The sequence below is a fragment of the Xanthomonas sp. NCPPB 1754 genome, assembly GCF_041475725.2.
GTDB classification, from domain to species: Bacteria; Pseudomonadota; Gammaproteobacteria; order Xanthomonadales; family Xanthomonadaceae; genus Xanthomonas; species Xanthomonas euvesicatoria.
On record NZ_CM192982.1, the window covers coordinates 939,365 to 965,897 of the forward strand.

General features: G+C 65.8%; 15 protein-coding genes, 1 pseudogene and 1 riboswitch. Of the genes and pseudogenes, 9 read left to right on the forward strand and 7 right to left on the reverse strand.

What is annotated here, in order from left to right; translation table 11 throughout:
* Window positions 1–187: 187 nt before the first annotated feature.
* The gene (gene ahcY, locus ACCQ15_RS04105) at window positions 188–1,630 is read right to left on the reverse strand and encodes an adenosylhomocysteinase (protein ID WP_031421135.1); all 1,443 of its coding nucleotides are present in this window, start codon (window positions 1,628–1,630) and stop codon (window positions 188–190) included.
* Between the two features lie 31 nt (window positions 1,631–1,661).
* A riboswitch (S-adenosyl-L-homocysteine riboswitch) is annotated at window positions 1,662–1,774 on the reverse strand.
* Window positions 1,775–1,899: 125 nt separating this feature from the next.
* Here ahcY and ACCQ15_RS04110 point away from each other — a divergent pair.
* From ACCQ15_RS04110 to ACCQ15_RS04135, 6 genes are all read left to right on the forward strand, one after another.
* A complete protein-coding gene (locus tag ACCQ15_RS04110; RefSeq protein WP_506187852.1) occupies window positions 1,900–4,434 on the forward strand; it encodes a S9 family peptidase in 2,535 nt (844 codons plus the stop codon).
* A gap of 354 nt (window positions 4,435–4,788) precedes the next feature.
* Window positions 4,789–7,503 carry a phosphoenolpyruvate carboxylase gene (ppc, locus tag ACCQ15_RS04115; RefSeq protein ID WP_014089409.1) on the forward strand — a complete coding sequence of 905 codons (2,715 nt, stop codon included), beginning with the start codon at window positions 4,789–4,791 and terminating at the stop codon, window positions 7,501–7,503.
* 136 nt (window positions 7,504–7,639) lie between these two features.
* The gene (locus tag ACCQ15_RS04120) at window positions 7,640–8,212 is read left to right on the forward strand and encodes a TetR/AcrR family transcriptional regulator (RefSeq protein WP_218504905.1); all 573 of its coding nucleotides are present in this window, start codon (window positions 7,640–7,642) and stop codon (window positions 8,210–8,212) included.
* On the forward strand, window positions 8,209–9,246 hold the full coding sequence (locus ACCQ15_RS04125; RefSeq protein WP_011346446.1) for an Lnb N-terminal periplasmic domain-containing protein: 1,038 nt from the start codon (window positions 8,209–8,211) through the stop codon (window positions 9,244–9,246). Before ACCQ15_RS04120 ends, ACCQ15_RS04125 begins: the two co-directional genes overlap by 4 nt.
* Window positions 9,243–11,237 (forward strand): esterase/lipase family protein, encoded by a 1,995-nt coding sequence (locus ACCQ15_RS04130; protein ID WP_136733603.1) that lies wholly within the window; start codon window positions 9,243–9,245, stop codon window positions 11,235–11,237. The genes ACCQ15_RS04125 and ACCQ15_RS04130 overlap by 4 nt, the downstream gene beginning before the upstream one ends.
* A 141-nt stretch (window positions 11,238–11,378) precedes the next feature.
* Window positions 11,379–12,581 carry an OmpA family protein gene (locus tag ACCQ15_RS04135; RefSeq protein ID WP_496561803.1) on the forward strand — a complete coding sequence of 401 codons (1,203 nt, stop codon included), beginning with the start codon at window positions 11,379–11,381 and terminating at the stop codon, window positions 12,579–12,581.
* Window positions 12,582–12,755: 174 nt separating this feature from the next.
* Here ACCQ15_RS04135 and ACCQ15_RS04140 read toward each other — a convergent pair.
* Window positions 12,756–13,088, reverse strand: a pseudogene (locus ACCQ15_RS04140) (hypothetical protein).
* Between ACCQ15_RS04140 and ACCQ15_RS04145 the strand changes: the two are divergent.
* Together ACCQ15_RS04145 and ACCQ15_RS04150 are read left to right on the forward strand one after the other, a co-directional pair.
* Entirely contained in the window at window positions 13,087–15,858 is a 2,772-nt protein-coding gene (locus ACCQ15_RS04145) for a TonB-dependent receptor (protein ID WP_127167635.1), read from the forward strand. The pseudogene ACCQ15_RS04140 and the gene ACCQ15_RS04145 overlap by 2 nt on opposite strands.
* Window positions 15,848–17,461, forward strand: a complete 1,614-nt coding sequence (locus ACCQ15_RS04150) for a histidine-type phosphatase (RefSeq protein WP_209261698.1) — start codon at window positions 15,848–15,850, stop codon at window positions 17,459–17,461. The genes ACCQ15_RS04145 and ACCQ15_RS04150 overlap by 11 nt, the downstream gene beginning before the upstream one ends.
* A 732-nt stretch (window positions 17,462–18,193) precedes the next feature.
* On the opposite strand, the gene metK is transcribed toward ACCQ15_RS04150, so the two are convergent.
* On the reverse strand, window positions 18,194–19,405 hold the full coding sequence (metK, locus tag ACCQ15_RS04155) for a methionine adenosyltransferase (protein ID WP_005910819.1): 1,212 nt from the start codon (window positions 19,403–19,405) through the stop codon (window positions 18,194–18,196).
* Window positions 19,406–19,649: 244 nt separating this feature from the next.
* Between metK and ACCQ15_RS04160 the strand changes: the two genes are divergently transcribed.
* Window positions 19,650–20,750, forward strand: a complete 1,101-nt coding sequence (locus tag ACCQ15_RS04160; RefSeq protein ID WP_011346451.1) for a metal-dependent hydrolase — start codon at window positions 19,650–19,652, stop codon at window positions 20,748–20,750.
* Here ACCQ15_RS04160 and ACCQ15_RS04165 read toward each other — a convergent pair.
* From ACCQ15_RS04165 to ACCQ15_RS04180, 4 genes are all read right to left on the reverse strand, one after another.
* Window positions 20,744–21,571: a class I SAM-dependent methyltransferase gene (locus tag ACCQ15_RS04165; protein ID WP_008573555.1), complete on the reverse strand. Its 828-nt coding sequence runs from the start codon at window positions 21,569–21,571 to the stop codon at window positions 20,744–20,746. The genes ACCQ15_RS04160 and ACCQ15_RS04165 overlap by 7 nt on opposite strands.
* Before the next feature lie 28 nt (window positions 21,572–21,599).
* Window positions 21,600–22,598, reverse strand: a complete 999-nt coding sequence (gene dusB / locus ACCQ15_RS04170) for a tRNA dihydrouridine synthase DusB (protein WP_014089415.1) — start codon at window positions 22,596–22,598, stop codon at window positions 21,600–21,602.
* A 108-nt stretch (window positions 22,599–22,706) separates the two neighbouring features.
* The gene (locus tag ACCQ15_RS04175; protein WP_372381244.1) at window positions 22,707–25,049 is read right to left on the reverse strand and encodes a glycoside hydrolase family 98 domain-containing protein; all 2,343 of its coding nucleotides are present in this window, start codon (window positions 25,047–25,049) and stop codon (window positions 22,707–22,709) included.
* A 526-nt stretch (window positions 25,050–25,575) separates the two neighbouring features.
* Window positions 25,576–26,526 (reverse strand): ribokinase, encoded by a 951-nt coding sequence (locus tag ACCQ15_RS04180; protein ID WP_008573562.1) that lies wholly within the window; start codon window positions 26,524–26,526, stop codon window positions 25,576–25,578.
* Between the last annotated feature and the right edge of the window lie 7 nt (window positions 26,527–26,533).

The window sequence follows — 26,533 nt, forward strand, 5'->3', positions numbered from 1 at the left end:
GTCGTGGCCCTGGCCGCCGCGCGGTCTGTCACGTTCGGCCGACCACAGCGCAGGCGACAACGCGTAGTGCAACGCGTGCGCAGATTCAGCTTCGACGTCGTGCCGATCATGGCCTTGAAGCACAACGGGCGCCTTGCGGCGCCCGTTGATTGACACTGTCGAGGATGGGCGAACATGCGCCCACGTCTCAGTAGCGGTAATGATCCGGCTTGAACGGGCCTTCCACCGGCACGCCGAGGTAATCGGCCTGGTCCTTGGTGAGGGTGGTCAGCTTCACGCCGATCTTTTCCAGGTGCAGACGCGCAACTTCTTCATCCAGGTGCTTGGGCAGGATGTAGACCTTCTTCTCGTAGGTGTCGCGCTTTTCCCACAGGTCGATCTGAGCCAGGGTCTGGTTGGCGAACGAGTTGGACATCACGAAGCTCGGGTGGCCGGTGGCGCAGCCCAGGTTCACTAGGCGGCCATCGGCCAGCAGGAAGATCGCGTTGCCATTGGGGAACACGTACTTGTCCACCTGCGGCTTGATGTTGATCTTCTGCACGTCCTTCAGCGCCTTGAGCGCATCGACCTGGATCTCGTTGTCGAAGTGGCCGATGTTGCAGACGATGGCCTGGTCCTTCATCGCCTGCAGGTGCTCGACGGTGATGATGTCCTTGTTGCCGGTGGTGGTGACATAGATGTCGGCACGGCCCAGGGTAGATTCGATGGTGTTGACTTCGAAGCCTTCCATCGACGCCTGCAATGCGCAGATCGGGTCGATTTCGGTGACGATCACGCGGGCGCCATAGGCGCGCAGCGAGGCGGCGCTGCCCTTGCCGACATCGCCGTAGCCGCAGACCACGGCAACCTTGCCGGCCAGCATCACGTCCATCGCGCGCTTGAGGCCATCGGCCAGCGACTCGCGGCAGCCGTAGAGGTTGTCGAACTTGCTCTTGGTGACCGAGTCGTTGACGTTGATGGCCGGGATCAGCAGCTTGCCGGCTTCGGCAATCTGATACAGGCGGTGCACGCCGGTGGTGGTCTCTTCGGAGACGCCCTTCCAGTCCTTGACCACGCGGCCCCAGTAGCCCGGGCGCTCGACGGCCACGCGCTTGAGCAACGCCTTGATGACGCCCTCTTCGTGCGAGGAGGCCGGCTCGTCCACCCAGGTGCTGCCGTTCTCGAGCTCATAGCCCTTGTGGATCAGCAGGGTGACGTCGCCGCCGTCGTCCACCACCAGCTCCGGGCCGGTGAGGGTGCCGTCGGGCAGGGTGAAGGTCAGCGCGTCCAGCGTGCAGTCCCAGTACTCTTCCAGCGTCTCGCCCTTCCAGGCGAACACCGGGGTGCCGGTCGCGGCGATCGCAGCGGCGGCGTGGTCCTGGGTGGAGAAGATGTTGCACGAGGCCCAGCGCACATCGGCGCCGATGTCCTTGAGCGTTTCGATCAGCACGGCGGTCTGGATCGTCATGTGCAGCGAGCCGGTGATGCGGACGTTCTTCAGCGGCTTGGTCTGCGCATGCTTGCGGCGGATCGACATCAGGCCCGGCATTTCGTGCTCGGCGATGTCCAGCTCCTTGCGGCCCCAATCGGCCAGGGAGATGTCGGCAATCTTGTAGTCGGTATGCGGGGTGATCTTTGTGACAGCGTTCATGCAATGGCTCCGGTAGGCAAACGAATGTCTGCAATGCCGGGCGCCGTTGAACGGTAACTGCTGGTCGAGCCTGGCCGTGTACCTGCACCTGTGGTGCAGTGAGCGGATCAGTCCGCTCTACCGGTCGCAGCGCCCCTCGACGAGAGTGCCCGATTATATCGGCAGCACCCTCGCGCGGCATGAATTGCGGCCGACCCCCTACCAACGGCAGGGGAGCGGCCGACAGGCGGCTGCTATGGTCCGGAGTCGATCATCAGCGGGGACGGACGATGCGGGCGAAACGGCATGCGCAAGGCTTGCGGCAGCACACATGGGCGTTGGCAGGGGTGCTGGCATTGAGCGCACCGGTGATGGCCGGGACGGCTCGCGCGGCAGCGACCAACGCGGCAGTCGCTCCACCAGGCCCCGCGCCAGGCAGCAGTTACCAACTGCCGTCCAAGGCGCTGCAGGCGGTGGTGGATGCCCCGCGTGCGCCGCTGCTGCAGCTCTCGCCCAGGCGCGATCTGGCTGCGATGCTGCAAATGCCCGCACTGCCGGACATCGCCGAGGTGGCCCAGCCGGAGCTGAAGCTGGCCGGCCTGCGCATCCATCCGAAGACCTTTGCGGCCAGCCGCTTTTCGTTCGCCAGCAAGCTGTGGCTGCTGTCGGTGGCCGACGGCAGCGAGCGGCAGATCGCCGGGTTGCCCTCCCCGTTGTCGCTGGCCGATCTGAGCTGGTCGCCCGACCAACGCCATCTGGCATTCCGCCGCGAAGATGCCGCCAGCGGCGCCAACGAACTGTGGCTGGTGGACGTGGCGGCCGGGCAGGCGCGGCGGCTGCTGGCCGGCTTGAACACCAGCGTCAACGACGACTTGCGTTGGTTGCCCGATGGCAGTGGTTTGCTGTTGCAGCAACAGGTTGCAGGGCAGGGCACACCGCCGACCCGCGACGCGACCCCGACCGGCCCGGCGACCCAGCAGACCAGTGCGGCTGCCGGGGTGCGCTCGCTGCCCACGTATCAGGACCTGCTGCGCAACGAAGCCGATGCGCGCGTGTTCGAGTACTACGCCACCGGCCAGCCGATCATCGTCACGGTGGCCGGGCAGGTGCGCCCGATCGCCACGCCAGGCATCTATCTCAACCTGTCGGTGTCGCCGGATGGCCGTTACATCCTGAGCGAACGCAGCGAGCGGCCGTTTTCGTATCTGGTGCCGGTGGACAACTTTCCGCGCCGCATCCAGGTGCTGGACCTGCAGGGCAAACTGGTGCGTCAGATCGCGCAGCTGCCATTGGTGGAAGGCCTGCCGACCGGAAACGATGCGGTGCCGACCGGCGTACGCGACATCGCCTGGCGGCACGATGCACCGGCCACGCTGGTGTGGGTTGAAGCGCAGGACGGTGGCGACCCGGCACGCGAGAGCAAAGTCCGCGACGCGGTGCGGATGCAGGCCGCGCCGTTCAACCGCGCGCCGGTCACGCTGGCGCAATTGGGCAGCCGATTCGAAGGCATCCAGTGGGGCCGCGGCGATCTGGCGATCTTGAGCGAAAGCTGGTGGAAGACCCGCCGCACCAAGCAATGGCGCATCGCACCGGATCAACCGCAACGCGCGCCCGAACTGTTGTGGGACCGCTCCTCGCAGGACCGCTACAAGGACCCGGGCACGCCGACGACGGTGGCCGACGGCAAGGGCCGCCCGCTGCTGCAGACCAGCAGCGACGGCAACAGCCTGTTCCTGTTCGGCAAAGGTGCTTCGCCGGAGGGCGACCGCCCGTTCGTCGATCGATTCGATCTGCGCAGCAAGCAGGCCACGCGGCTGTTCCATTCGCAGGCGCCGACCTATTCGGCGCCACTGGCCCTGCTGGACGCGCAGGCCACGCAACTGCTGCTCAGCCGCGAATCGCCGGAAGAACCGGCCAACTATGTCGTGCAGTCGTTGGGCGATGGCGCCGCGGCGCGCGCGTTGACGCACTTCGCGCACCCGCTGCCGCAATTGCGCGGCGTGCAGAAGGAGCAGATCCGCTACAAGCGTGCCGACGGCGTGGACCTCACCGCCACGCTCTTGCTGCCGCCCGGTTACGACCCCAAGCGCGACGGGCCACGGCCGTTGCTGATGTGGGCCTACCCGGGCGAATTCAAAAGCGCCGACACCGCCAGCCAGGTCACCGATTCGCCGTACCGTTTCAACGCGATCAGCTACTGGGGGCCGCAGGCGTTTCTGGCGATCGGCTATGTGGTGCTCAACAACCCGAGCATGCCGATCGTGGGCGAAGGCAATGCCGAACCCAACGACACCTATGTGCCGCAGCTGATCGCCGATGCGCAGGCCGCGGTGGACGAAGTGGTGCGGCGTGGCGTCACCGACCGCGAGCACATCGCCATCGGCGGGCATTCCTACGGTGCCTTCATGACCGCCAACCTGCTCGCACACACGCGCTTGTTCAAGGCCGGCATCGCACGCAGCGGCGCCTACAACCGCACGCTCACCCCGTTCGGTTTCCAGGCCGAAGAGCGCAATTACTGGCAGGCGCAATCGGTGTACCAGGCGATGTCGCCATTCAATTACGCCGACAAGATCAAGGACCCGCTGCTGCTGATCCACGGCCAGGACGACAACAATACCGGCACCTTCCCGATCCAGAGCGAGCGCATGTTCGCCGCGATCAAGGGCCTGGGTGGCACGGCGCGCCTGGTGATGTTGCCCAACGAATCGCATGCTTACCGCGCGCGGCAATCGATCATGCAGATGCTGGCCGAGAGCGAGCAGTGGTTGAAGACCAATGTCGGCGAGCCGGTAAAGGAGACCGGCGCTATGCGCACGCGTTGATCGGTGGTGCGCTGGCACGGTAGGAGCGCGCTCGCGCGCGATGCGCCGTTACCGATGAAGCTTCGTCGCGCCCGGATGCGCTCCTACAGCGGATGAGGATGTGGCTGATGTGCTGCCGGCAACGGCTGCCGAGCCGTATAGATGGGTGCCGCGATCACCTGTAGGAGCGGGCCTGCCCGCGATGGGGCATTACCGGTAACGCCCCATCGCGCGCGAGCGCGCCACGACGAGATTCATCGCCACGTGCGCCAGCACACGATGGTTGGTGTTGAAACCGTCGTGCCGGTCGCGATCATCTAATCCTTTTGGGTTAGTCTTCGACGACTTTGCGCTTGAAGAGGGTGTGCGTTTCCGATGAACGAGTACCGCAGCAGTCTTGTGTTCGCTACCCCCGATCTTCCCTTGCGCGACGATGTGCGTCGGCTCGGCGCACTGGTGGGTGATCTGCTCGCCGAGCAGGTGTCTGCGGAATTCCTCGATGAAATCGAACGCGTGCGCACCACCGCCATCTCGCGGCGCGAAAGCGATGCCCCACCTTCCACGCTGAGCGAACAACTCACCGGACGGCAGCCGCGTGACGCCGAAGCGTTGGTCCGGGCGTTCAGCACCTATTTCCAGGTGGTCAACATCGCCGAGCGCGTGCACCGCATCCGCCGCCGCCGCGAATACCAGCGCAGCGGCACCGATACGCCGCAGCCCGATGGCCTGCATGACGCATTGCGCCGCCTCAAGGCGCAGGGCGTGACCCTGGACGAACTCAGCCAATGGTTGCCGCGCATCGATGTGGAGCCGGTGTTCACCGCGCATCCCACCGAGGCGGTGCGGCGCGCGCTGCTGGAAAAAGAACAGCTGATGGTCGCCAGCCTGGTCGACAACCTGGACGGCATGCGCACGCCCAACGAACGCGCCAGCGACGCCGCGCGCTTCCGCATGGCCCTGACCGCGTCGTGGCAGACTGCCGATTCCTCGCCGGTGCGCCCCACCGTGGACGACGAGCGCGAGCACGTGGGCTTCTACCTCACCCAGGTGCTCTATCGCGTCATCCCGGTAATGTACGAAACGCTGGAACACGCCATCGAAGAAACCTACGGCAGCGTGCCGGCATTGCCGCGTTTGCTGCGCTTCGGCACCTGGGTGGGCGGCGACATGGACGGCAATCCCAATGTGGATGCCAAGACCATCGCCGGGACGCTGGACGCGCAGCGGCGCGCGGTGCTGGACCGCTATCAGAAAGAACTCTGGCAGTTGGCCAGCCTGCTCAGTCAATCGACCACGCTGGTGCAGGTGAGCGCCGAACTCACCGCACAGCTGGAGCGCTACCGCGCGCTGCTCCCCGATGCTGCCGCGCGTTCGCGCCCGCGCCATGGCGACATGCCGTACCGCCTGCTCAACGACCTGATGCGCGCGCGCCTGCAGGCCACACTGGACGATGCCGAGGGCGCTTACAGCGCACCTTCGGAGCTCGAGCACGACCTGCAATTGATCCTGGACAGCCTGCAGGCCAACAAGGGCCTGCATGCCGGGTGGTTCGCGGTGCGGCGTCTGCTGTGGCGCGTGCGCAGCTTCGGTTTCCATCTGGCGCGGCTGGACGTGCGCCAGGAATCGAGCGTGCATGCGCGCGCGGTGGCCGATGCCTTGGGCCAGACCGATTGGGATGCGCAGGATGCCACCCAGCGCGCTGCCGTGCTCGGCCCGTATGCCGCAGGGCAGGAACCTTTGCCGCGCGTGGACGATGAAGGCAATGCACGGTTGGATGCGGTATTCGCCGCGCTTGCCGATGCGCGCACCCGCCATGGCGCCGATGCATTGGGCAGCTACATCATCTCGATGGCGCATAACCGCGCCGACGTGTTGACCGTGCTGGCACTGGCCCGGCGTGGTGGCTTGGTCGACGATGCCGGCGCGGTGCCGCTGGATATCGTGCCGCTGTTCGAAACCGTGGACGATCTACGCGGCGGCACCGGCACCGTGCAGGACCTGCTGGCCGACCCGGTGTATCGCCAGCATCTGGCCGCGCGCGGCGATACGCAGATGGTGATGCTGGGCTATTCGGACAGCGGCAAGGACGGCGGCATCGCCGCCTCGCGCTGGGGCCTGCAACGCGCGCAGGTCGAGCTACTGGAAGCGGCCGCCGAATTGGGCGTGCGGCTGACCTTCTTTCACGGCCGTGGCGGCTCGATCGCGCGCGGCGGTGGCAAGACCAGCCGCGCGCTGGATGCCGCACCGCGCGGCAGCGTGGATGGCCGCCTGCGCGTCACCGAGCAGGGCGAGGTGATCCACCGCAAGTACGGCATCCGCGCTCTGGCGTTGCGCTCGCTGGAGCAGATGACCGGCGCGGTGCTGCTCTCGAGCCTGCGCCCGCGTGCGCCCGAGCCGCGCGAGGCGCATTGGCGCCCGGTGATGGATCTGGTGGCCGAACGCAGCACGCTTGCGTATCGCGCCTTCGTCGGCGCGCCGGAGTTCATGCAGTACTTCCGCCTGGCCACGCCGATCGATGTGATCGAGCGCATGACGCTGGGCTCGCGTCCGTCGCGGCGGCTGGGCCAGGACGCGGCCTTGTCCAACCTGCGTGCGATTCCCTGGGTGTTTGCGTGGAGCCAGGCGCGTGCGGTGATTCCCGGCTGGTACGGCGTGGGCAGCGGCCTGCAGGCGGCGGTGGATGCCGGGCATGAAGACACCTTGCGCGAAATGGCGCAGGACTGGCCGTTCTTCCGCACCTTTCTGGACGACATCGCCATGGTGTTGTCCAAGGGCGACCTGAATATCGCCGAGTTGTTCTCGCGCTTGTCCGGCGACCTGCACACGCGGTTTTTCCCGCTGATTCGCGACGAACTTGCCTTGACCAAGGCCTGGGTGAAGGCGCTGCTGCAACAACAGTCGCTGTTGCAGCACGACCCGCGGCTGGCGTTGTCGATCCGTCTGCGCAATCCCTACATCGACCCGATCAGCGTGCTGCAGGTGGATCTGCTGCAACGCTGGCGCGCCACCGATGGCGAAGACGAAGCGCTGCTGCGTGCGCTGGTGGCCTGCGTCAACGGCGTCTCGCAGGGCGTGCAGAACACCGGCTGATTGCATGGCCGGCTGCAGGGGCGGGTAGGGAACAGACCACCGCAAGCCAACGGCAATCACGCCGTTGGTCGGAGAGCGCGCACGAACGGCAAGCGGACTCTGGCGTAACCGGACAAATCTGTCCGATAATGTCGGCATGATGACGTCCCGCCCCGATGCCGCGCTGCGCCGCCGGCAGATTCTCGATGCCGCCGACGAGGTGTTCAGCGAACACGGCGTCAATGCCCCGCTGGAGCTGGTGGTGGAGCGCGCCGGTCTGGGGCGCGCCACGCTGTATCGCAATTTCCCCGACCGGCTGGCACTGATGACTGCATTGATGGTGCGTGGCCTGGATGGGCTGGAGCGCCTTGCCGCCGACCTCGCCGACCGTCCGGATGGCCTGGCGGTGCTGCTGCACGATGTCGCCGAGCACATCGCCCAGTCTTCGCCGCTGGTGGATTTCTGGCGCTCGATCGAACGCGCGCATCCGGCGGTGGAGGCGGCAGATCGGCGGGCGGTCGGCATCTTCCTGCCGTTCGTCCATCGCGCCCGCGACGCCGGGCTGTGCCGCGCCGATGTCGACGAGGAACAGGTGCTGTTGGTGATCGACATGCTGGGCAGCTGTCTGCGCGGCAACGATGAGGCCGAACGCAAGCGGCTTGCGCATCGCTCGGCCGATCTGTTGATGCATGCGCTGGGCATGCGGGTACCCGAAGGCGGCACGCGATGACACCGGCCACACGCGCCCGCATCGGTCGCTGGGCCCTGCGCACTGCGCTGGTGCTGGCCGCCGGATGGGGCGGCCTGGCGATCTACTACGCACTGGCTGGCAACGCCCTCGTACGCGCCGGGTGGGTGGCCTCGTGGTGCGCGATGGCGGTGGCAGCGTTGTGGGGGGTACGTCGTGGCCGCGAGAACTGGGCCCTGGTGGGCATCTTCAGCGCCGCGTTCGTGGTGCTGGCGGTGTCGTGGTGGCTGATGCAGCCCAGCCAGGACCGCGACTGGGCCGACGATGTCGCCCAGCGTCTGCAGCCGCAGGTGCACGGCGACATCGTCACCCTGCACAACGTGCGCAACTTCGATTGGCGCAGCGAGACCGACTATGTGCCGCGTTGGGAGACGCGCCAATACGATCTGAACCGCCTGGTCAGCGCAGATCTTGCGCTCTCGTACTGGATGGGCCCGGCGATCGCGCACACGCTGGTGTCGTTCGGCTTCGACGATGGTTCGCACGTGGTGTTCTCGCTGGAAATCCGCAAGGAACGTGGCGAAGCGTTTTCCGCGTTGGGCGGATTCTTTCGCAGTTTCGAAGAAACCCTGGTCGCCGCCGACGAACGCGACATCCTGCGCGTGCGCACCAACGTGCGTGGCGAAGACATGTACCTGTATCGCCTGGCGATTCCCAAGGCCGGGCTGCGCCGCATGTTCATGGGATATGTGGAACTGGCCAACGAACTCGATCGCAAGCCGGCGTTCTACAACACGCTTACCAGCAACTGCACCACCATTGTGTTCGCGCTGGTGCGGCAACTGCAGCCCACACTGCCGCTGGATCATCGCCTGCTGCTGTCCGGCTATGTCGACCAATACGCCTACGACCATCACGGCCTGATGCCCGGTTATCCCTTCGCCACCTTGAAGCAGCGCGGGCATTTCACCGCGCGTGCGATCTCCGCCGACAAGGCCGCGGATTTTTCTGCGCGCATCCGTGCCGGCATGCCGCTGGCGCCGGCGCCAGGCGCAACCGCGACCACGCCGCGATGAGGCCGCGCATGCACCGAGCGCGTGCCGCTGCATTCCTGGCGGGAGTGCTGGCAACTATGTGGTTGAGCGGCTGCGCCATGGTGACGGTGCAGTCGCGCAACAGCGGCGACTACATCGCGCAAACGCGTGGCGATGTGCTGAGCACCGGTGAATTGAGTCAGTCCGGCAGCGAAACCTTGCAGGTTGCCGGCCTGCAACCCAAGGCCTGCCGCGCTGCGCCGCTGCCGTGCCTGCAGCAGCTCACCAGCGAGGCCGGTATCGGCGATGAGCGGCGCTTGGCCACGCAGGCAGAACTGTGGACCGCGCGCGCCATCGCGCTGAGCGGGCGCAACCCCACCACGATGAGCGATGCCGCGGTGGAGGCCTGGTTGGAGGCCGCGCGGCATGCGTATGCGTACCTGTTCTTCACCGCGCGTGCGCCCAGTGCGCGGGCGTTCGAGAATCGCCAGTCGCAGGTGCGCGATTACTACAATTACGCCGTGCAGCAGGTGGTGGAGCGCCTGTTCGCACGATCGCAGCAAGCCGGCGAAACCACTCCGGCATCCACCACGGTCGGGCGCTGGCAGCTCGACGTCGATCTGTCCGCCTACCGGCTGCCGGGCGACGGCAATACGCCACGTGCGATCTTCGCCGCCTCGGCGCTGCGCTTCAATGGCCTGCGCAGCACCTACCGGCGCGATGGATTCGGCGCCGAGCTGGTCGCGGAAGTGGACCCGCAAGTGGTTGGCGACCCCGCCGGGCTAGCATTGCAGCAGGCCGTCGCGGCGGGTGCGGCGCCCGATCGCCCGTTGCCGACGTTCAGCGAAATGCCGTACGCGCCGGCAACGATCTTGCTGCGTTTCGAGGGCGAGACGCTTGCTGAGGTGTTGCGCAGCCACCTGGTCACCTTGGTGCCGTACGACCCGTATCGCCAGAGCGAAGTGGTGCTGCATGGCCAACGCGTGCCGCTGGCAGGCAACTTCACTGCCGCGTATGGATTGTGGCTGGCCAAATCCGGATTTGCGGAGCAGTCGCTGCGGTCGATGCTGGGCAGCGCACGCGGTATCGATCGTCCGCACCTGTATCTGATGCAGCCCTATGATCCCAACCGACGCGTGCTGCTGATGCTGCACGGTCTGGCCAGCAGCCCGGAGGCCTGGGTCAACGTGGCCAATGAAGTGATGGGCGATGAAACGCTGCGCCAGCGCTACCAGATCTGGCAGGTGTATTACCCGACCAACGCGCCGATGGCGATCAACCGTGCGGAAATCCAGTCGCTGGTGGAACGCAGCCTGCAGCACTTCGATCCGTCCGGCAGTGCGATCGCGTCGCACGACATGGTGTTGGTCGGGCACAGCATGGGCGGGGTGATCGGGCGGCTGCTGGTGTCGTCCTCTGGCGAGCAATTGTGGGATTCCCTGCTGCAGAACTACCGGCTGGACGGCGAACGCGGCGCGCGCATCCGCGCCAAATTGTGGCCGTTGCTGCACTTTTCGCCGATGCCGCAAGTGGACCGCGCCATCTTCATCGCCGCGCCGCATCGCGGTACGCCGTTGGCCGAGGGCGGGCTGGGGCGGTTTGTGAGCAAGCTGGTCCGTTTGCCGGGCGCGTTGCTGGATCGCTTCGGCGATGTGATGCAGGACCTGGCCAACAGCGAACGCGACGATCCGGGCGGCGCTCCCCGCCGCAAGGGCCGCGCGTTGGTGCCCACCAGCATCGACAACCTGCGCGACACCGATCCGTTCGTGCGTGCCACGATGGATCTGCCGATCTCTCCAAACGTGCAGTACCACACCATCATCGGGCGCGAGAAACCGCAGGTGCCGCTGGCCGATTCCGACGACGGCCTGGTGCCGTATCGCAGCGCGCATCTGGACGGCGCGGCCTCGGAGCTGGTGGTGACCTCCTGGCACAGCGTGCAGGAAACGCCGCAGGCCATTCTGGAAATTCGTCGCATCCTGCATGTGCAGTTGCAGGCAGAGCAGCAGGCCTCGCACGCGCCGGATCGCTAGCCTGCCGGTGGGGCGGCTGCCGTTTCGCGTGCTCCACTGGCGGCACCGGCATGCAGCGTGAAAGCTGCCGGTCTTAGCGCCATGTTGACCGCGACCGTGCTATCAGGCGGGTCTCGTACAGGCTCGAACAGGGAAGAGGCGATGCGCAAGGTGTCGGCGATGTTGTGGGTACCGGTGTTGTTGGTCGGATGCGGGCGTGGCGAAGCTCCAAAGGATGCAACCACTGCTGCCGGTGCCACGGGTGCTGCGCCGATGCAGCCTGCAGGCACCTCCAACGCTGCAGCGGCCGTCGACCAGGCCGCACCGGAATTTCCGGCCATCCCCACCATCGTGGTGCCGGAGATCGTCGGCGTCACTCCCGCGCAACGTGCACTGGAAGCATCGCTGCAGGACATTCTCGACCCGATCCAAGGCGTCAGCGTCGCCCCGGCACGCTGCGGCGATGGCGGTGCCCTGATCACCGATGCCGGCATCACCAGCGTCGACGCCAACGGCAACCTGTTGCGCAATGGCGAGGGCGGTCTGTTCGATCTCAAGGCCGACGGCAGTGGCACCGCCAACTTCGAGGGCGGGCTGGTCAACGTCAATGCCGACGGCAGCGGTACCATCAATGCGATCGGCGAAGGCGGGTCCGGTGGGGCGCTCATCGATGTGCAGTCCGATGGTGGCGGCACCTACAACGGCCCGGCCGGCTTGATCAGTCTGGACGGCAAGGGCGCCGGAACCTGGAACAGCGAAAAAAGCGGGCTTGTCGACAATCGCGGCGATGGCAGCGGCACCTGGAACGGGCCACGCGGGCTGGTCACCATCAACGCCGATGGCTCGGGCACCTGGAACGGTCCCGATGGCCTGGTGCAGAACCACGGCGACGGCACCGGCACGGTCGGTACGCCGCCGCGCGAAGTGCGCATGCCGCCACTACCGAAAGTGCCGCCAGCAGGCCGCTTCCCGCCGCTGCAAAAGTTCGCACCGCCCGGCGCACCCTGCGGTTACCTGATCACCTTGAACGACCGCATCCTGTTCGACTTCGATAAGTCCGACATCCGCCCCGACGCGGCGCGCGTGCTCGACACCCTGGGCGCCGCACTGACCAAGGTCACGGCAAAAGACATGCAGGTGCGCGGGCACACCGATGCCAAGGGCAGCGACGATTACAACCAGGCGCTGTCCGAGCGACGCGCCAATGCCGTGCTGGCAGCGTTGCGCGCCCGTGGTGCCGCGCAGTCGGCCAATGCGCAGGGCTATGGCGAATCGCAGCCGGTGGCGCCCAATACTCTCAACGGCCAGGACAATCCGGGCGGGCGGCAGCTCAATCGACGGGTGGAGACCTTCCTGCGTACCTGACGCAGGCGTGACGGTAGGGGAGAGCGCTTGACCGCGCGCTGGTGCGGACTGCCTTGCATGCCACCGCAATGCGCGTCGATCGCAGGCTGGCGGGCGGCCGAAGGCAGCCGGCCACACCTGCCGTTGGCGCGTGCGCAACCGTCAGATGATTGAGGTGTGTGTCTGCGCCACCACCTAGACCCGTGCATCCAGGGTCCAGGCATCGCCTCGCCGGCGCGCATGCCCTGCTGTCGGTGGATGCATGCGCCAGGCAGGCAGCGCACAGCGTCGACAATGTTTGCCTCCATACGGCAATGACTGTGCCGACTTGCGCATGCGTTGCGCGCATTTGTCATGTTCGCAACCACGGTCACCAAACTGACATACCGCATCACCACCATGCGCGGCGCCTGCCTGCAGGTGTGATGCAGTTCCGCCTGCGCGGGCTGCCTCGCTTCCCCACATTCGCGGCGGCGCAGCCTTGGCGCGTGTCCATGGCGCGCTGCTGCATTCATCGGATTGGATCATGATCGTTCGTTGCTCGCTGTTGCGTCCTTCGCGGTTGTCGCAGGCGCTGTGTTTGTCGTTGTGCGCCCTGTGCGGCCATGCCGCGGCCCAGGAGACGCAGGCCACCACGCCCGCACAGGGCGACATGGCCACGCTGGACAAGGTCACTGTCGCTGCCACGCGCTATAACGCGACCGACATGCAGATGGCCGCCACCAATACCGTCAACGTGTTGTCGGCCGACGATCTCAAGACCACTGCCGTGCACAACGTCGCCGAAGCGCTGGGCCTGATGCCGGGCGTCAACGTGATCAATACCGGGCAATCGTATTTCGGCGGCATCGACGGCGCCGCGCGCGGCGAAGGCATGTTTTCATCGGTGCGCGGCCTCAATGCCGAATACAACGTCAACCTGATCAACGGCATCAACGTCGCGCAAGGCATGCCGTACAGCCGCGGCGTGCAATTGAGCCTGCTGCCGCCGTCGGGCCTGCAGACCATCGTGTTGAACAAGACCTCCACCGCCGACATGGACGGTGATGCGATCGGCGGCACCATTGATTACCGCACGCCCAGCGCATTCGATTCGCCCGATCGCCAGGGCGGCAGCGTGACCTTGAGTGGACGCCTGGAAAGCCGTGCACGCGACTACGGCGATTCCGGGCTGGGCAGCGGCGCAGCCGGCGACTGGCATGCGCGTTTCGGCGATGCCGGGCAGTTCGGTGTGTCGGTCAGTGCGTATTACGACGAGCGCCATTTCGTGAACAGCGAAGTGGCCTCTGCCTCGGCTGCACGCAACGATGGCGCATGGAAATTCGCACGTGCCGACGCCAGCGGCAATCTGGCCGCAGGCGCCGACCCGCAAGAGGTCCTGCAGAGCACCGGCGTCAATATCGGCTACTCGCAGGGGCAGACCCGACGCTACGGCGGCAACGCGGCCTTCGACTGGCGTGTGGATCCCAGTTTGCATCTGTATGCACGCATGACCTACGCCTTTGCCAAGACCGAGCAGAACACCGGCTACACGCAGTTCGTGCCGGCCAATGTCAGCTTCACGCAAATCGGCAGCAGCGGGGTGTATCAGCCGCAGATCAACCGCGTTGCAGTGCGTTACTGGTACGAAACCAACCCGGAAGAGGCCGACCTTGCCACCGTGCAGTTCGGCGCAGAAAAGCAGCTCGGCCATTGGACGTTCGCCCCCAACATCTTCTACGGCACCGGCAATAACGACCGGCCGGATCACGTGGAAATCTCCGCGCGCAACGACCAGTACAGTTCGACCAACTTTGCCTATGGCGCCAACCGTTTCATCAGCTACGACGGCGACGGTTTCCCGGTTCCCTTGCTCACCCCGGCCATGCAGGCGCAGGCCTCGGACGTGGGTAGCCTGTATGCGCGACGTACCGGGCAGATTTCCAAGCAATACAGCGGCCAGGACAAGGGCGGCGGCAAGTTCGATGTGGCCTATGACTTCGATGCGGGGCTACTCAGCCGCATTGCCTTTGGCGTGAAGTATGTCGACAGCTCGCGCAGCTTCACCGATCGCGATTGGACCAATGCCAAGTACACCGACGGCACCTTGTTGCGCGATACCGGCCTGATCGCGCAGCGCTATGATGCGGTCTATCCAGGCCAATACGCGTTTCCCACCGTGCGCCTGAGCAATGCAGCGCTCAACGACCTGATCGCACGCACCCTCACCCCTGCCAGTTTCGACAGTTGCGGCCAGTTGGCCATCAACAATCTCAACTGCAACACCATGCGCGCAACCGAAGCGGTGAGCGCTGCCTATGCAATGGCCACCTTGCGCACCGGCAACTGGGAAATCCTGCCGGGCGTGCGCTTCGAACATACCGCCATCACCAACACGTTCTGGGCGCAGCCGGCCGCCATCAACGGTGCCGAGCAGGTCGGTGCATTCGCCAACAACCACACGCGCTACAACGTCGCCTTGCCCAGCGTGTTCGTCAATTACCGGCCCGATGGCGATGGCGCGGTGTATCGCGGCTCGGTGTGGACCAGCTACACGCGCCCGGCCTTCGTGCAGCTGGGCGGCGGCCGCTCCACCGACATCTCCAGCGATGGCCAGACCACCATCACCGAAGGCAACCCGGATCTGAAACCGATCAAGTCGCTCAACGTGGACCTGTCGGGCGAATGGCAGAACGACAGCGGCGGCCACGCCATGCTGGCCGGCTATTACAAGCGCCTCACCGATTACATCTATGAAAGCGGTTCGAATGCCGCCAATGCCGGCGAAAGCGAAAGCGGCAATATCCGCTTCGTGCGTCCTCAAAACGGTGGCGACGGTCGCGTGCTGGGCATGGAAGCGGCCGTGCGGCAAACCTTCCAGGGCCTGCCCGCACCGCTGGACGGCTTCGGCATCGGTGCCAACATCACCCGCCAGACCACGCGCGTGGACCTGGGAGAAGAAGGCTTCGCACACGAACGTATCCAGAACGCGCCGAACCTGCTCGCCAATGCGGAGCTGTTCTACGAAAAGGGGCCGTGGTCGGTCAACCTGAGCTATCACTACTCCGGCGAATACGTGTCGGTGTACGACTATCTCAACCAGGGCGCAAATTGGGACAACCTGTGGATCAAGCCGATCACCCGCGTGGACCTGCATCTGGGCTATGCACCGAACGATCACCTGCGCGTGGATCTGTCGGTGGCCAACCTCACCAAACAGCACAGCTACTGGGCGCACGTTGGCCATGACACCGATGCGATTTCCGACATCGTCGATTCCGGTATGACCAGCCTGTTGACCGCCAAGTATGTGTTCTGATCGCGCACGATTCGCATCCGACGACCTTCCAGGTGCGCAGCAGGATGCAGATGTCATGACGGACGCGATGCATAGCGCAGGCCGTGCACGCGCCTGCGGTGGAACGGAGCAGTGGGCATTGCAACGCGCGCCGTCGGCCAGCGGTGGGGAGCCGCGATGGGCCGCCCGCGTTGTCGCGAGCGCAGGTGCCGCGATGGGGATCGCGGCACCTGCGCGGCAGGCCAGGCGCAGGCAGTGCGTCGGCATTGCACCGAGGTCTGGCACGCCCCGTAGTACGCCAGTGGCAACCGGCAGCGTGCTGTGCCTGGTACTGACGGCTGCGCTGGCGTTGGGCGGCTGCACCACGTCGATCCCGAGCGTGTCCACCGCGCGCGGCTCCACAGCGCACGGTGGCGATCAAGCGACAGGCACCGCCGGCAAACAGGTGGGCACCGGAGCGCCGCCATCGACGCAGGCCGCGCAACTGGAGCGCGTGGTGGTGGTGTTCCGGCATGGCGTGCGCGCACCGCTGCAAGGCGAGGCCGCCGCCGCGCACTATGCCGACCAACCCTGGCCGCAATGGTCCACGCCCGCCAGCCTGCTCACTCCGCATGGTCGCCAAGGCGTGCGCTTGAGTGGCGAGTACCTGCGTCAGTGGCTGGTGCAGCAGGCGTTGTTGCCGAGCAACGGTTGCCCGGTAACCGGCAGTGTGTCGGTGTGGGCCAATACCGATCAACGCACCATCGATAGCGGCGCACTGCTGGCCGACGCGCTTACACCCGGCTGCGGCATTCTTGCCGGGCATCGGGAGGCTGGCAGCAACGATCCGCTGTTTCGACCGATCGAGGCCGGCACGGTGCCGTTCGATGCGGCGGCAGCGGTCGCATCGATCCAGCAACAGACCGGAGGCCCTGCCGCCTTGCTGCAAGGCCATGCTGCCGAGCTGCAGGCATTGCAGCAGATTCTGGGCTGCACGCGGACGCCGTGCGAGTTCGCGCAGATGCCTTCGACGCTGGCGCCGTCGGCCAACGGGCGCGGGCTCAAGTTAGGTGGGCCAATTGACCTGACCTCCGGCACCGGCGAGGTGTTGCTGCTGCAATACGCAGAAGGCCTGCCGCTGTCGCAGGTCGGTTGGGGCCGTGCGACGCCCGAGCGCCTGGCCCAGGTCTCACGCCTGCATGCATTGCTGTTCGATATTTACGCACGGCCGCACTACATGGCCTCGCGTTCTGGCGCACCGCTGGCGCGCGAGGTCTTGCAACGCTTCGGTGACGCGCAGGCGCCGAAGGTCTCGGTGTTCGTCGGCAGTGACACGCATATCGCCGCGTTGAGCAGTTTGCTGGGCGTGCACTTTCATCTGCCCGGCTACGGCGCCGACGATCCACCGCCGGGCGGCGCGTTGGTGCTCGGCCTTTGGCGCGAGAGCGACGGCCGCCAGCTCGTGCGCGCCCGTTACCTGGCGCAATCGCTGGATCAACTGCGCACGCTGGTACCGCTGGATCTGGCCCATCCGCCGCTGCAGCAGGAACTATCGCTGGGCTTGTGCGCTCCGGAGCAACGCATGGCCTGCCCATTGGCGGATTTTGCGATGGCGCTCGAACAGCAGTTACAGCTCGATCGGTAGCAACAGGTTCGCGACCGCTGTTCTGCGGTGGTCCACATGGCATGTGGCTTCGCCCCGTACCCTCACCCCAACCCCTCTCCCGCGGGGAGAGGGGCTTGAGCGGCGGCGGCGTCGTTGTCCCTTCTCCCGCAAGGCGGGAGAAGGTGCCCCGTAGGGGCAGATGAGGATGCGTGCGCAGCCACGTGCTATGGGCAAATGAGTGGCTTCGCCCCGTGCCCTCACCCCAACCCTCTCCCGCGGAGAGAGGGGCTTGGGCGGCGGTTGGCGTCGTTGTCCCTTCTCCCGCAAGGCGGGAGAAGGTGCCCCGTAGGGGCGGATGAGGGTGCGTGCGCAGCCACGTGCTATCCGGCAGGTGAGTGGCTTCGCCCCGTACCCTCACCCCAACCCCTCTCCCGCGGGGAGAGGGGCTTGAGCGGCGGTTGGCGTCGTTGTCCCTTCTCCCGCAAGGCGGGAGAAGGTGCCCCGTAGGGGCGGATGAGGGTGCGTGCGCAGCCACGTGCTATCCGGCAGGTGAGTGGCTTCGCCCCTTACCCTCATCCCAATCTCTCTCACGCGGGGAAAGAGACTCTATTTCGTCACGCCCGTACGCGTGCGGGTCCGCCGTTAGCCGAAGCCTTCGCAACCTGCCACTTCCTGGCGTGGGCAACCCACCGACGACCCCAAAACCGCAACTGGGCCGCATCAGCGGCCCAGTCGTTATGCGTCTACCTAGCTCTCGCAGGAGCGGGGCGATTATTTCAGCTTGGCGGCGGCACGCAGTGCGTCGGCGCGGTCGGTCTTTTCCCACGAGAACGAGGTCGCGCTGTGCTGCGCGCCGGTGCCGTCGGTGTAGGTGAAGTCCTTCGGCTTGCGGCCGAAGTGGCCGTAAGACGCGGTCTGCTGATACATCGGGTGGATCAGGTCGAGCATCTGGATGATGCCGAACGGACGCAGGTCGAAATGCTTGCGGATCAGCTTTTCGATCTGCTCGTCGGCGATCTTGCCGGTGCCGAAGGTGGTGACCGAAATCGAGGTCGGCTCGGCCACGCCGATGGCGTAGGAGACCTGCACTTCGCAACGGTCGGCCAGACCGGCGGCCACCACGTTCTTGGCAACATAACGCGCGGCATAGGCAGCCGAACGGTCCACCTTGGACGGATCCTTGCCGGAGAACGCACCGCCACCGTGACGCGCCCAGCCGCCGTAGGTGTCGACGATGATCTTGCGGCCGGTCAGGCCGCAATCGCCCACCGGGCCGCCGATCACGAACTTGCCGGTCGGGTTGATGTGGAACTTGGTGCCCTTGTGCAGCCACTTGGCCGGCAGCACCGGCTTGAGGATTTCCTCGCGCACCGCTTCGATCAGGTCCTTCTGCTTCACGCCCGGGTCGTGCTGGGTCGACAGCACCACTGCATCGATCGCCGTCGCCACGCCATCTTCATAGCGCAGGGTGACCTGCGACTTGGCGTCTGGACGCAGCCACGACAGCGCCGAGTTCTTCTTCTTGCGGATCTTGGCCTGCTGCTCGACCAGGCGGTGCGAGAGGTGGATCGCCGCCGGCATGAAGCTGTCGGTTTCGTTGGTGGCATAGCCGAACATCAGGCCCTGGTCGCCCGCACCCTGCTGCTCGGGATTCTTGCGATCCACGCCCTGGTTGATGTCCGGCGACTGCTTGCCGATCAGGTTGAGCACGCCACAGGTCTCGCCGTCGAAGCCGACGTCGGAGCTGTTGTAGCCGATGTCCAGGATGACCTTGCGGGTCAGCGCTTCCAGATCGATCCAGGCACTGGTGGTCACTTCGCCGGCCACGATCGCAACGCCGGTCTTGACCATCGTCTCGCAGGCCACGCGGGCGCGCTTGTCCTGGGCCAGGATGGCGTCCAGCACTGCGTCGGAGATCTGGTCGGCGATCTTGTCCGGATGGCCTTCGGAGACCGATTCGGAGGTGAACAGGTAGCTGGACATCAGGCTTATATCCCTTGATTCGGATGAAAAGATGGGTGCGGATGATACACGCCCCGTGTGTCGGTTGCATTGTGCGCCTGAATGGATCGGTTTGGGGTTAAGCCGACGTCGGTCCGCCGCCCGGGCGCACGCGCCTGTGCGTTGCCCGTGACGATTAACTGCCCGGTGACGCAACGGTGCCGGCCGGCCGCACCCCGCCTCAAACATCCCGATCCGTGCATGTCCGGCCTGCTAGCATCGGCCGATGGATTCATTGACCCAGATCGTTCTCGGCGGCGCCATCGCTGCCGCCATCGCGCCGCCCGGACAGCGGCGTGCCGCCTTGTTGGCCGGCGCGGCACTGGGCACCTTGCCCGACCTCGACTCGCTGGCATTGCTGCCGCTCACCGACGACCCGGTCACCCTGATGACCGTGCACCGCAGCGTCAGCCATTCGTTGTTCGTGCTGCCGCTGGTGGGTTGGTTGATCTGGTGGCTGTTCCGCCGCTACGGCAATGGACGCGTGGCCAGCGCACCCACGCGCTGGTTCTGGGCGATCCAGCTGGCCTTGATCACGCATCCGCTGCTGGATGCGTTCACCGTCTACGGCACCCAGCTGTGGTGGCCGTTGCAGCCGCATCCGACGATGTGGTCGAGCGTGTTCATCATCGACCCGGCATACACGGTGTGGCTGTTGCTCGCCTGCGTGGTGGCCTGGTTTGCGCGCGCGCGCCCATTTGCGCAACACGTGCTGGTGATCGGGTTGGTGGCCAGCACCGCGTATCTGGGCTGGTCGTTGATTGCCAAGCAACTGGTCGACCGCCAGGCCGATCGTGCGCTGGCGGCGATGGGCCTGGCCGATGCGCCGCGGTTCTCGGTGCCGATGCCGCTCAACACCTTGCTGTGGCGCGTGGTGGCGATGACGCCCAACGGCTATGTCATCGGCGAGCGCTCTCTTGTGGCCGACACCGGCCCGATGCACTTCCGTGGGTTTTCCAGCAACACCCAGGCGTTGGGCGAAGTGGCCAGGTTCGATTCGGTGCGTCGGCTGACCTGGTTCAATCGCGGCTTCATGCGCGCGCGCCTGGTCGACGATGACCTGATGCTCAGCGACCTGCGCATGGGCCTGGAGCCGGACTACAACTTCAACTTCGTGGTGGCCCATCGCGACAACGGGACGTGGCAGCCGATCGTGCCGCGGCAGGTGCAGGCGGCATATCGTGCGCCGGTGGCACGCGACCAGATCGGTGCAGTGCTGGGGCAGATGTGGCACCGCATCTGGCACGAGCCCCGCAGCACCGTGCTGACCGGTGACCTGGAAGCTGTCGGCGCTCCGGTCGTCGCGCCCGCATCGGCAACTCAATAAACCGTGGCGCGCGCCTGCACGAACGAATAGAAGAACACGGCGTCCGGGTCGCTGTGCACCTGCGCCAGTTCACGACGCATGCCATCCACGGTGGCGGCCTCGACCGCGCCGGCCTGCAGTAATTGATCGGCCGCCGAGAGCAGCACTTCTTCCCAGAACCCGATCATGGTCTTGCGCCGGCCCGGTTCGCGGTTGTCCAGATGCAGCGTCTTGATCTGCGTGTGCACATCGCGAAAGCCCCCGGCCAGCAGCAGGTTGCCCAGCTTGGCACCGACGAACGGGTCGCCGCCTTGGTCGTGCTGGAAATCGTTGAATGCCATCCAGTAGCGCCACAGGTTGGGCGAATACGGATGCAGCAGGAACGAAGCATTCATCACCTCGGTCACGTACACCGGCGAGCCGGGCAGCAGCACGCGCCGCACTTCGTTGAGCACGCGCGCAGGCGAGGGCACGTGTTCGAGCACCCAGCACAGAAACGCCGCATCGAACTGACGCGCCTCGAACGGCAAATCGCTCGCATCGGCCTGCTGCAGTGTGTAGCGCGCGCGGCACCACGCCAGCCGTTCGAGATTTGCCCGCGCCGCGCCCAGCTGCGCCTCGCTCAGATCCACGCCGGTGACATGCAGTTCGGGAAAACGGCGCAACAGGATTTCAGTCTGCGCGCCGACGCCGCTGCCCACTTCCAGCAGGCGCCGCGCGCCGCTGTAGTCGATCTGATTGAACAGCGTGGTTTCCAGCAAGCGCGCCTGTTTGAGCAGACGCGCCTGTTCGGTGGCGGAAAAGCCGTGCAGATAGGTGGGGGTGTCGCTCGGTGCGCTCATGCGTGCGGCTCCAGCAAGGCAGGAAAACTCAGGCAGCGTCCGATAGTGCGGGCGGCACGCCGGCGATCAAGGCATCGAAGTAATCACGCGTCAGGGCCAACTGGGCTTCGGGCGTTTCGGCGCGATTGACCACCGCCCGGAAGTCGGCGCTTTGCGGGTGGTCCTTGGCATACCAACCCAGATGCTTGCGTGCGATGCGCACGCCCTGCGGTTGGCCATAAAACGCGTGCAGCGCTTCCAGGTGGCCGAGCAAGGTATCGCGCACGAACGCCAGCGACGGCGGCGGCAATACCTCGCCGGTGGCCAAAAAATGTGCCACTTCGCCGAAGATCCACGGGCGGCCTTGTGCGGCGCGGCCGATCATCACGGCATCGGCGCCGGTCTCGCGCAGCACCTGAGCGGCTTTCTGCGGCGAGTCGATATCGCCATTGGCAACCACCGGGATCTGCAGCGCGGCCTTGATCTGCGCAATCGTCGCGTACTCGGCGCTGCCGGTGTAATGCTGGTCGCGGGTGCGTCCGTGTACGGCGAGCGCGGCGATGCCGCAGTCCTGCGCGATCCGCGCGATCGTCGGGCCGTTGCGGTGGTCGCAATCCCAACCGGTGCGGATCTTCAACGTCACCGGCACGTTCACTGCCTGTACCACCGCGGTCAGGATGCGTGCCACCAGGTCTTCGTCGCGCATCAGCGCCGAGCCGGCCCACGCGTTGCAGACCTTCTTGGCCGGGCAGCCCATGTTGATGTCGATCAACTGCGCACCGTGGTCGACGTTGTAGCGCGCCGCCTCGGCCAGTTGCTGCGGCTCGGTGCCGGCGATCTGCACGCTGATCGGGTCCGGCTCGCCGGCATGGTCCATGCGGTGCAGCGATTTGCGCGTGCCCCAGAAGCGCGGGTCGGAAATGGTCATTTCCGACACCGCCAGGCCCGCGCCCAGCCGCTTGCACAGCAGCCGGAACGGTTTGTCGGTGACGCCCGCCATGGGCGCGAGGATCACCTTGGGAGCGATGGAGTAGGGGCCGATCTGCATGGCGCTAGTGTAACTTCAGCGGTGACGGCCCTTCGTGCTGCCAACCTTGCGGCGGCCGGGCCGGCAGCAGGCGGGCCGGCATGGCCGACACCGCCGCTGTGGTATCGCCTACTGCCAGACGGCCAGATTATCCAGGTATAGCTTGGCCTGGGTGCCTGCACTGGCGCGGTATTCGACGATGTTGTTGCCGGCACGCAAGGTCGCCGTCAGCGGACTGCTGGCCCAGTCGCTGGCCGAACTGGTCTGGGCGAAGGCCGGGGTGCCGACACGCACGCCATTGACGTACAGGTCTACGCTACCGGCGCTTGCGCCCGGTGCGGAATAGCGCGTGGTCAGCGTATAGCTTCCCGCCTGCGGCACGTTGATGGTGGTCCGCAAACGCGCGCCGGGGTTGCCGCCGAAGTCGACATAGCCCAGCCCCTGGTAGTTGTGCACTGCGCCGGAGACGCCATTGGCGACAAGGCTGCCGATGCGCAGGAAGTCGAAGTTCTCCGCTTCGTATTGCCGCACGCCGGTATAGGCGGGTGGCGCGGCCGGTGCCTGCAGTGGTGTGACCGCCGCGGCGCTAGCGCGTCCGGTGGCCGAGCCGGAGCACTGGATGGTGATGTCCAGCGGCCCGTTGTGGGCGACGTTCAAGGTCAGGCCATCGCCGCTGGGCGTGGCGATGATGGTACTGGCCTGGTGCTCGCCGCGATCGGCGAAGGTATAGGTCGGCGTGGCGCTGGCGCCGCTGATGGCGATGGTGTCGGTCTTGAGCGGGCCGGTTTCCGAATCGAAATTGGTCAGGTAGACCGACACCGCGTCGGCGAACTCCTTGACCACGCCCGTCGTGTAGGGGCCGTAGGTCATGTTGAGCGCGGCGCAACTGTTGTACTTCAGGTTGAACGCGCCGCTGGCAGTCTTGTTGGTCTTGTAGGGGTTGTAGGTGACCCAGGTGTTGTCTTGACGTGCCACATAGAGATCGCCGGTGGATTCCTGCGGGAACAAGGCATTCAGTTCCTGGGTCTTGGCGGCGATGGAGGGCCAGCGGGTGGCGTACGCGCTGCGCTTGACCTGTACGGGGAAGGACTTTGCAAGGTCATCGCTCAACTGCCATACGGTCGGGATGGCGGGGTAGCGCCCGGTCTTCTTGTACCAGCTGTGCTGGTTGAGATAGGTGCCGTCGTCGTCCATCAGATACAGGCCGGAGAACAGCGTTTCCGGCGATGCATACAGACTCTGATCGTTGCCGCTGGTGGTGTCGTCGACCACTACCAGCTTGGTGCGGTCGATCACCTGCTGGCGATCGAGGATGTGCAAGGTGCCGTCGAGAATCTTGCGGTAGACATCCATATGGATGTTCTTGAACTGCGGGAAGAACTGCCAGCGCCGCGTGTTGTAGCCGTCGGCGGTGGTCCCGTTTGGCAGGCTTTGAACGGTATCGGTCCAGATCAGTTCCGGGCCGTCGAAATAGGTTTCGCCGGTCAGCGTCAGGTGCTCGATCAGATGCGGGGCGCCCGCGGCCAGAGGATAGGCGCTGCCATCGGCGGCGTACCAGCCGCTGCTGTCAGGACGGATGCCGTAATGGCCCGCAAATCCCGACAGAAACATGCCCAGGCTGACGCTTTCGATGTCGTGGTAGCCGTAGTTCATCGTGAACTTTTCTTGGATGATGAAATTCTTGGCATAGCTGCCCAGGGCGGTGCGTAAGGCCTCGTTGCGCTTGACCATTGCCAGCGGGTTGATGTTTGCGCCCCAGAAGCCGCCGGTGAAGCTCACCGCCAGATAGCCGCCGTACTTGTTGGTCAGCTTGAGCAGGTTGGCCCAGTGCTCCCAGCGCTGCGCTGCCGAGACCGAGCAGGCTTCGTCGAATCCCCAGAACTGCTCGGCGTAGTTGAAACCGAGGAAGTTCGGGTAGTCGCGGAAGAACTCACCGTAGACCGTCGATTCCAGATCGGTGCCGTTGGGATAGTCGGGGAAGTGGCTGAAGCCGCCGCTGGACGGTTGCACCATCGCCCAGACACCGTTGGCCGCAGCTGTCTTGATCCACGAGCGTGCCGTCTCGATCCCGTTCGCCACCTGGTTCCAGTTGCACTGATTGTCGGTGGCGCCTTTGTGACTGATCGAGAGCGAGATCAGCAGAACCGTGTAGGGGCGCAGGTCTGCAGGAATCAGGTCGATGATCTTCTGCGGATCGGCGGCGTTCCAGGTGTCGGCATGGATCACGAACATCGGCTTATCGGGCGCGAGTCTGCGCCGGAATGCCGGGTCGGTACTGGCGCTCGCCATTGCCGTGGACGCCTGCGTGGCGGTTGGCGCCATGGCGCGCGGGGCGCTCACGGTGACCGTCGCCGACGGCGATGGGGTCGCAGCGGTGCCGGCATCGGCGGCATCGCCGCCACAGGAGCTGAGCAGGCAGGGAAGTAGGACGCAGGGCAGCAGGAATGGCGTGCGCGATCGACGCAGGATCATCGGTAGTTCCGTTGAGCTTGGGGGGCAGGGCCAGGCATACCGCGTCACTGCCATTGCGTGAGGCGGTAATGCGCCAGTCGACGATGCAGACGCATCTCGGTAAGCCGCGCCGCCAGGAGCGTCCTCGCATGACAACAGGCAATGGTCGTGGTACGCCCGGTGGTGCGGCGATAGTAGGCAAGCGCAGATAGCGCGCTAGCGCGTGCAGCCGATCAACACGCTTTATGCGATGCGCTTTCGTTTTTCGAGCACCCAAAACAGCGCTGGGTCACGTGGCGTCGCGATGGCGCAGCCGGTGGTGTGACGTTGGCAGCAGAGCGTGCGCAGCGTGGCGAAAGCAGACATGCGCTCGTTGCAGCGTCACATCGTTCGGCGCGATGCGCAGCGACGCGGCCAACCGCTTGTCGCGATCGTCATTGGGCGCGGGACATGCACGCGCATTCCTGGAAAAAACCTGGGCGCCTGCGTGGGTGCGGTGTCGAGGGCATGCGCGCGTGGCGCACGCCAATGGCAGTGAACCGTGGTCTCAGTCGTCCGCGCGCAGCCGCGGCATCGACACCGCCGCACCTTCCACCTCGGTGGAGCGCGCCGCATAACGGGTGGCAAAGCGCACGTGGGTTGCGAAGCTCGCAGCCGGCACCTGCGCCAGCGAGGCAACCAGCGCACCGTTGAAGGCATCGCCCGCGCCGGTGGTGTCGATGGTCTGCGCGCTTTCCGCGCCCACGCGGTAATGCGCCTGGCTATCGCCGCGCAGCTGTTCTTCGGCGTGCGAAATGAAGGCGCCCACCGCGCCCAGGGTCACCACTACGGTACCGCCCGGCAGCAGCTTGCGGCACAACGAATGCAACGTATTGCCGTCCAGCGCGGCGACGTCGTCGGCATTGATGCGCTCGCCGACATGGCGACCGAGCAGTGCGGCGAATTCGGTTTCGTTGGGCGTCAGCACATCCGAGAGCTTGAGCAGGCCAATCGAGGTCGGTGCATTGGCCGGCGCGGCATTGAGCACGGTCAGCACGCCACATTCGTGCGCCAGCGCCAGTGCGGACTCGATCGTCTCGGCCGGGGATTCCAGCTGCGCCAGCAACACCTTTGCCGCAGCCACCAGCGGGCGTTGGTTCTCGATGAAGGCGGGGCTCAACACGGCGTTAGCGCCGGCGCCGATCACGATGGTGTTGCGGCCGTGCCCGTCGACATAGATGCCGCCGGTACCGGTCGGTTCATTACTGGGCTCGGCGATCAGCGAAAAGCCGTCCTGCGCGGCCAGCGAGCGCGCCAACGCACCACCGGCGTCGTCGCCCAGCGCGCACAAGAAATGCGTCTTGGCGCCAGCGCGTGCGGCCGCAACCGCCTGATTGAAGCCCTTGCCGCCCGGGCCGGTGCTGTAGCGCCCGGCGATGGTCGCGCCCGGCACCGGCAAGGCATCGCAGCGCCACACGTGATCGACATTGAAGGACCCGACAACGACGACCGAACTCATAAATACC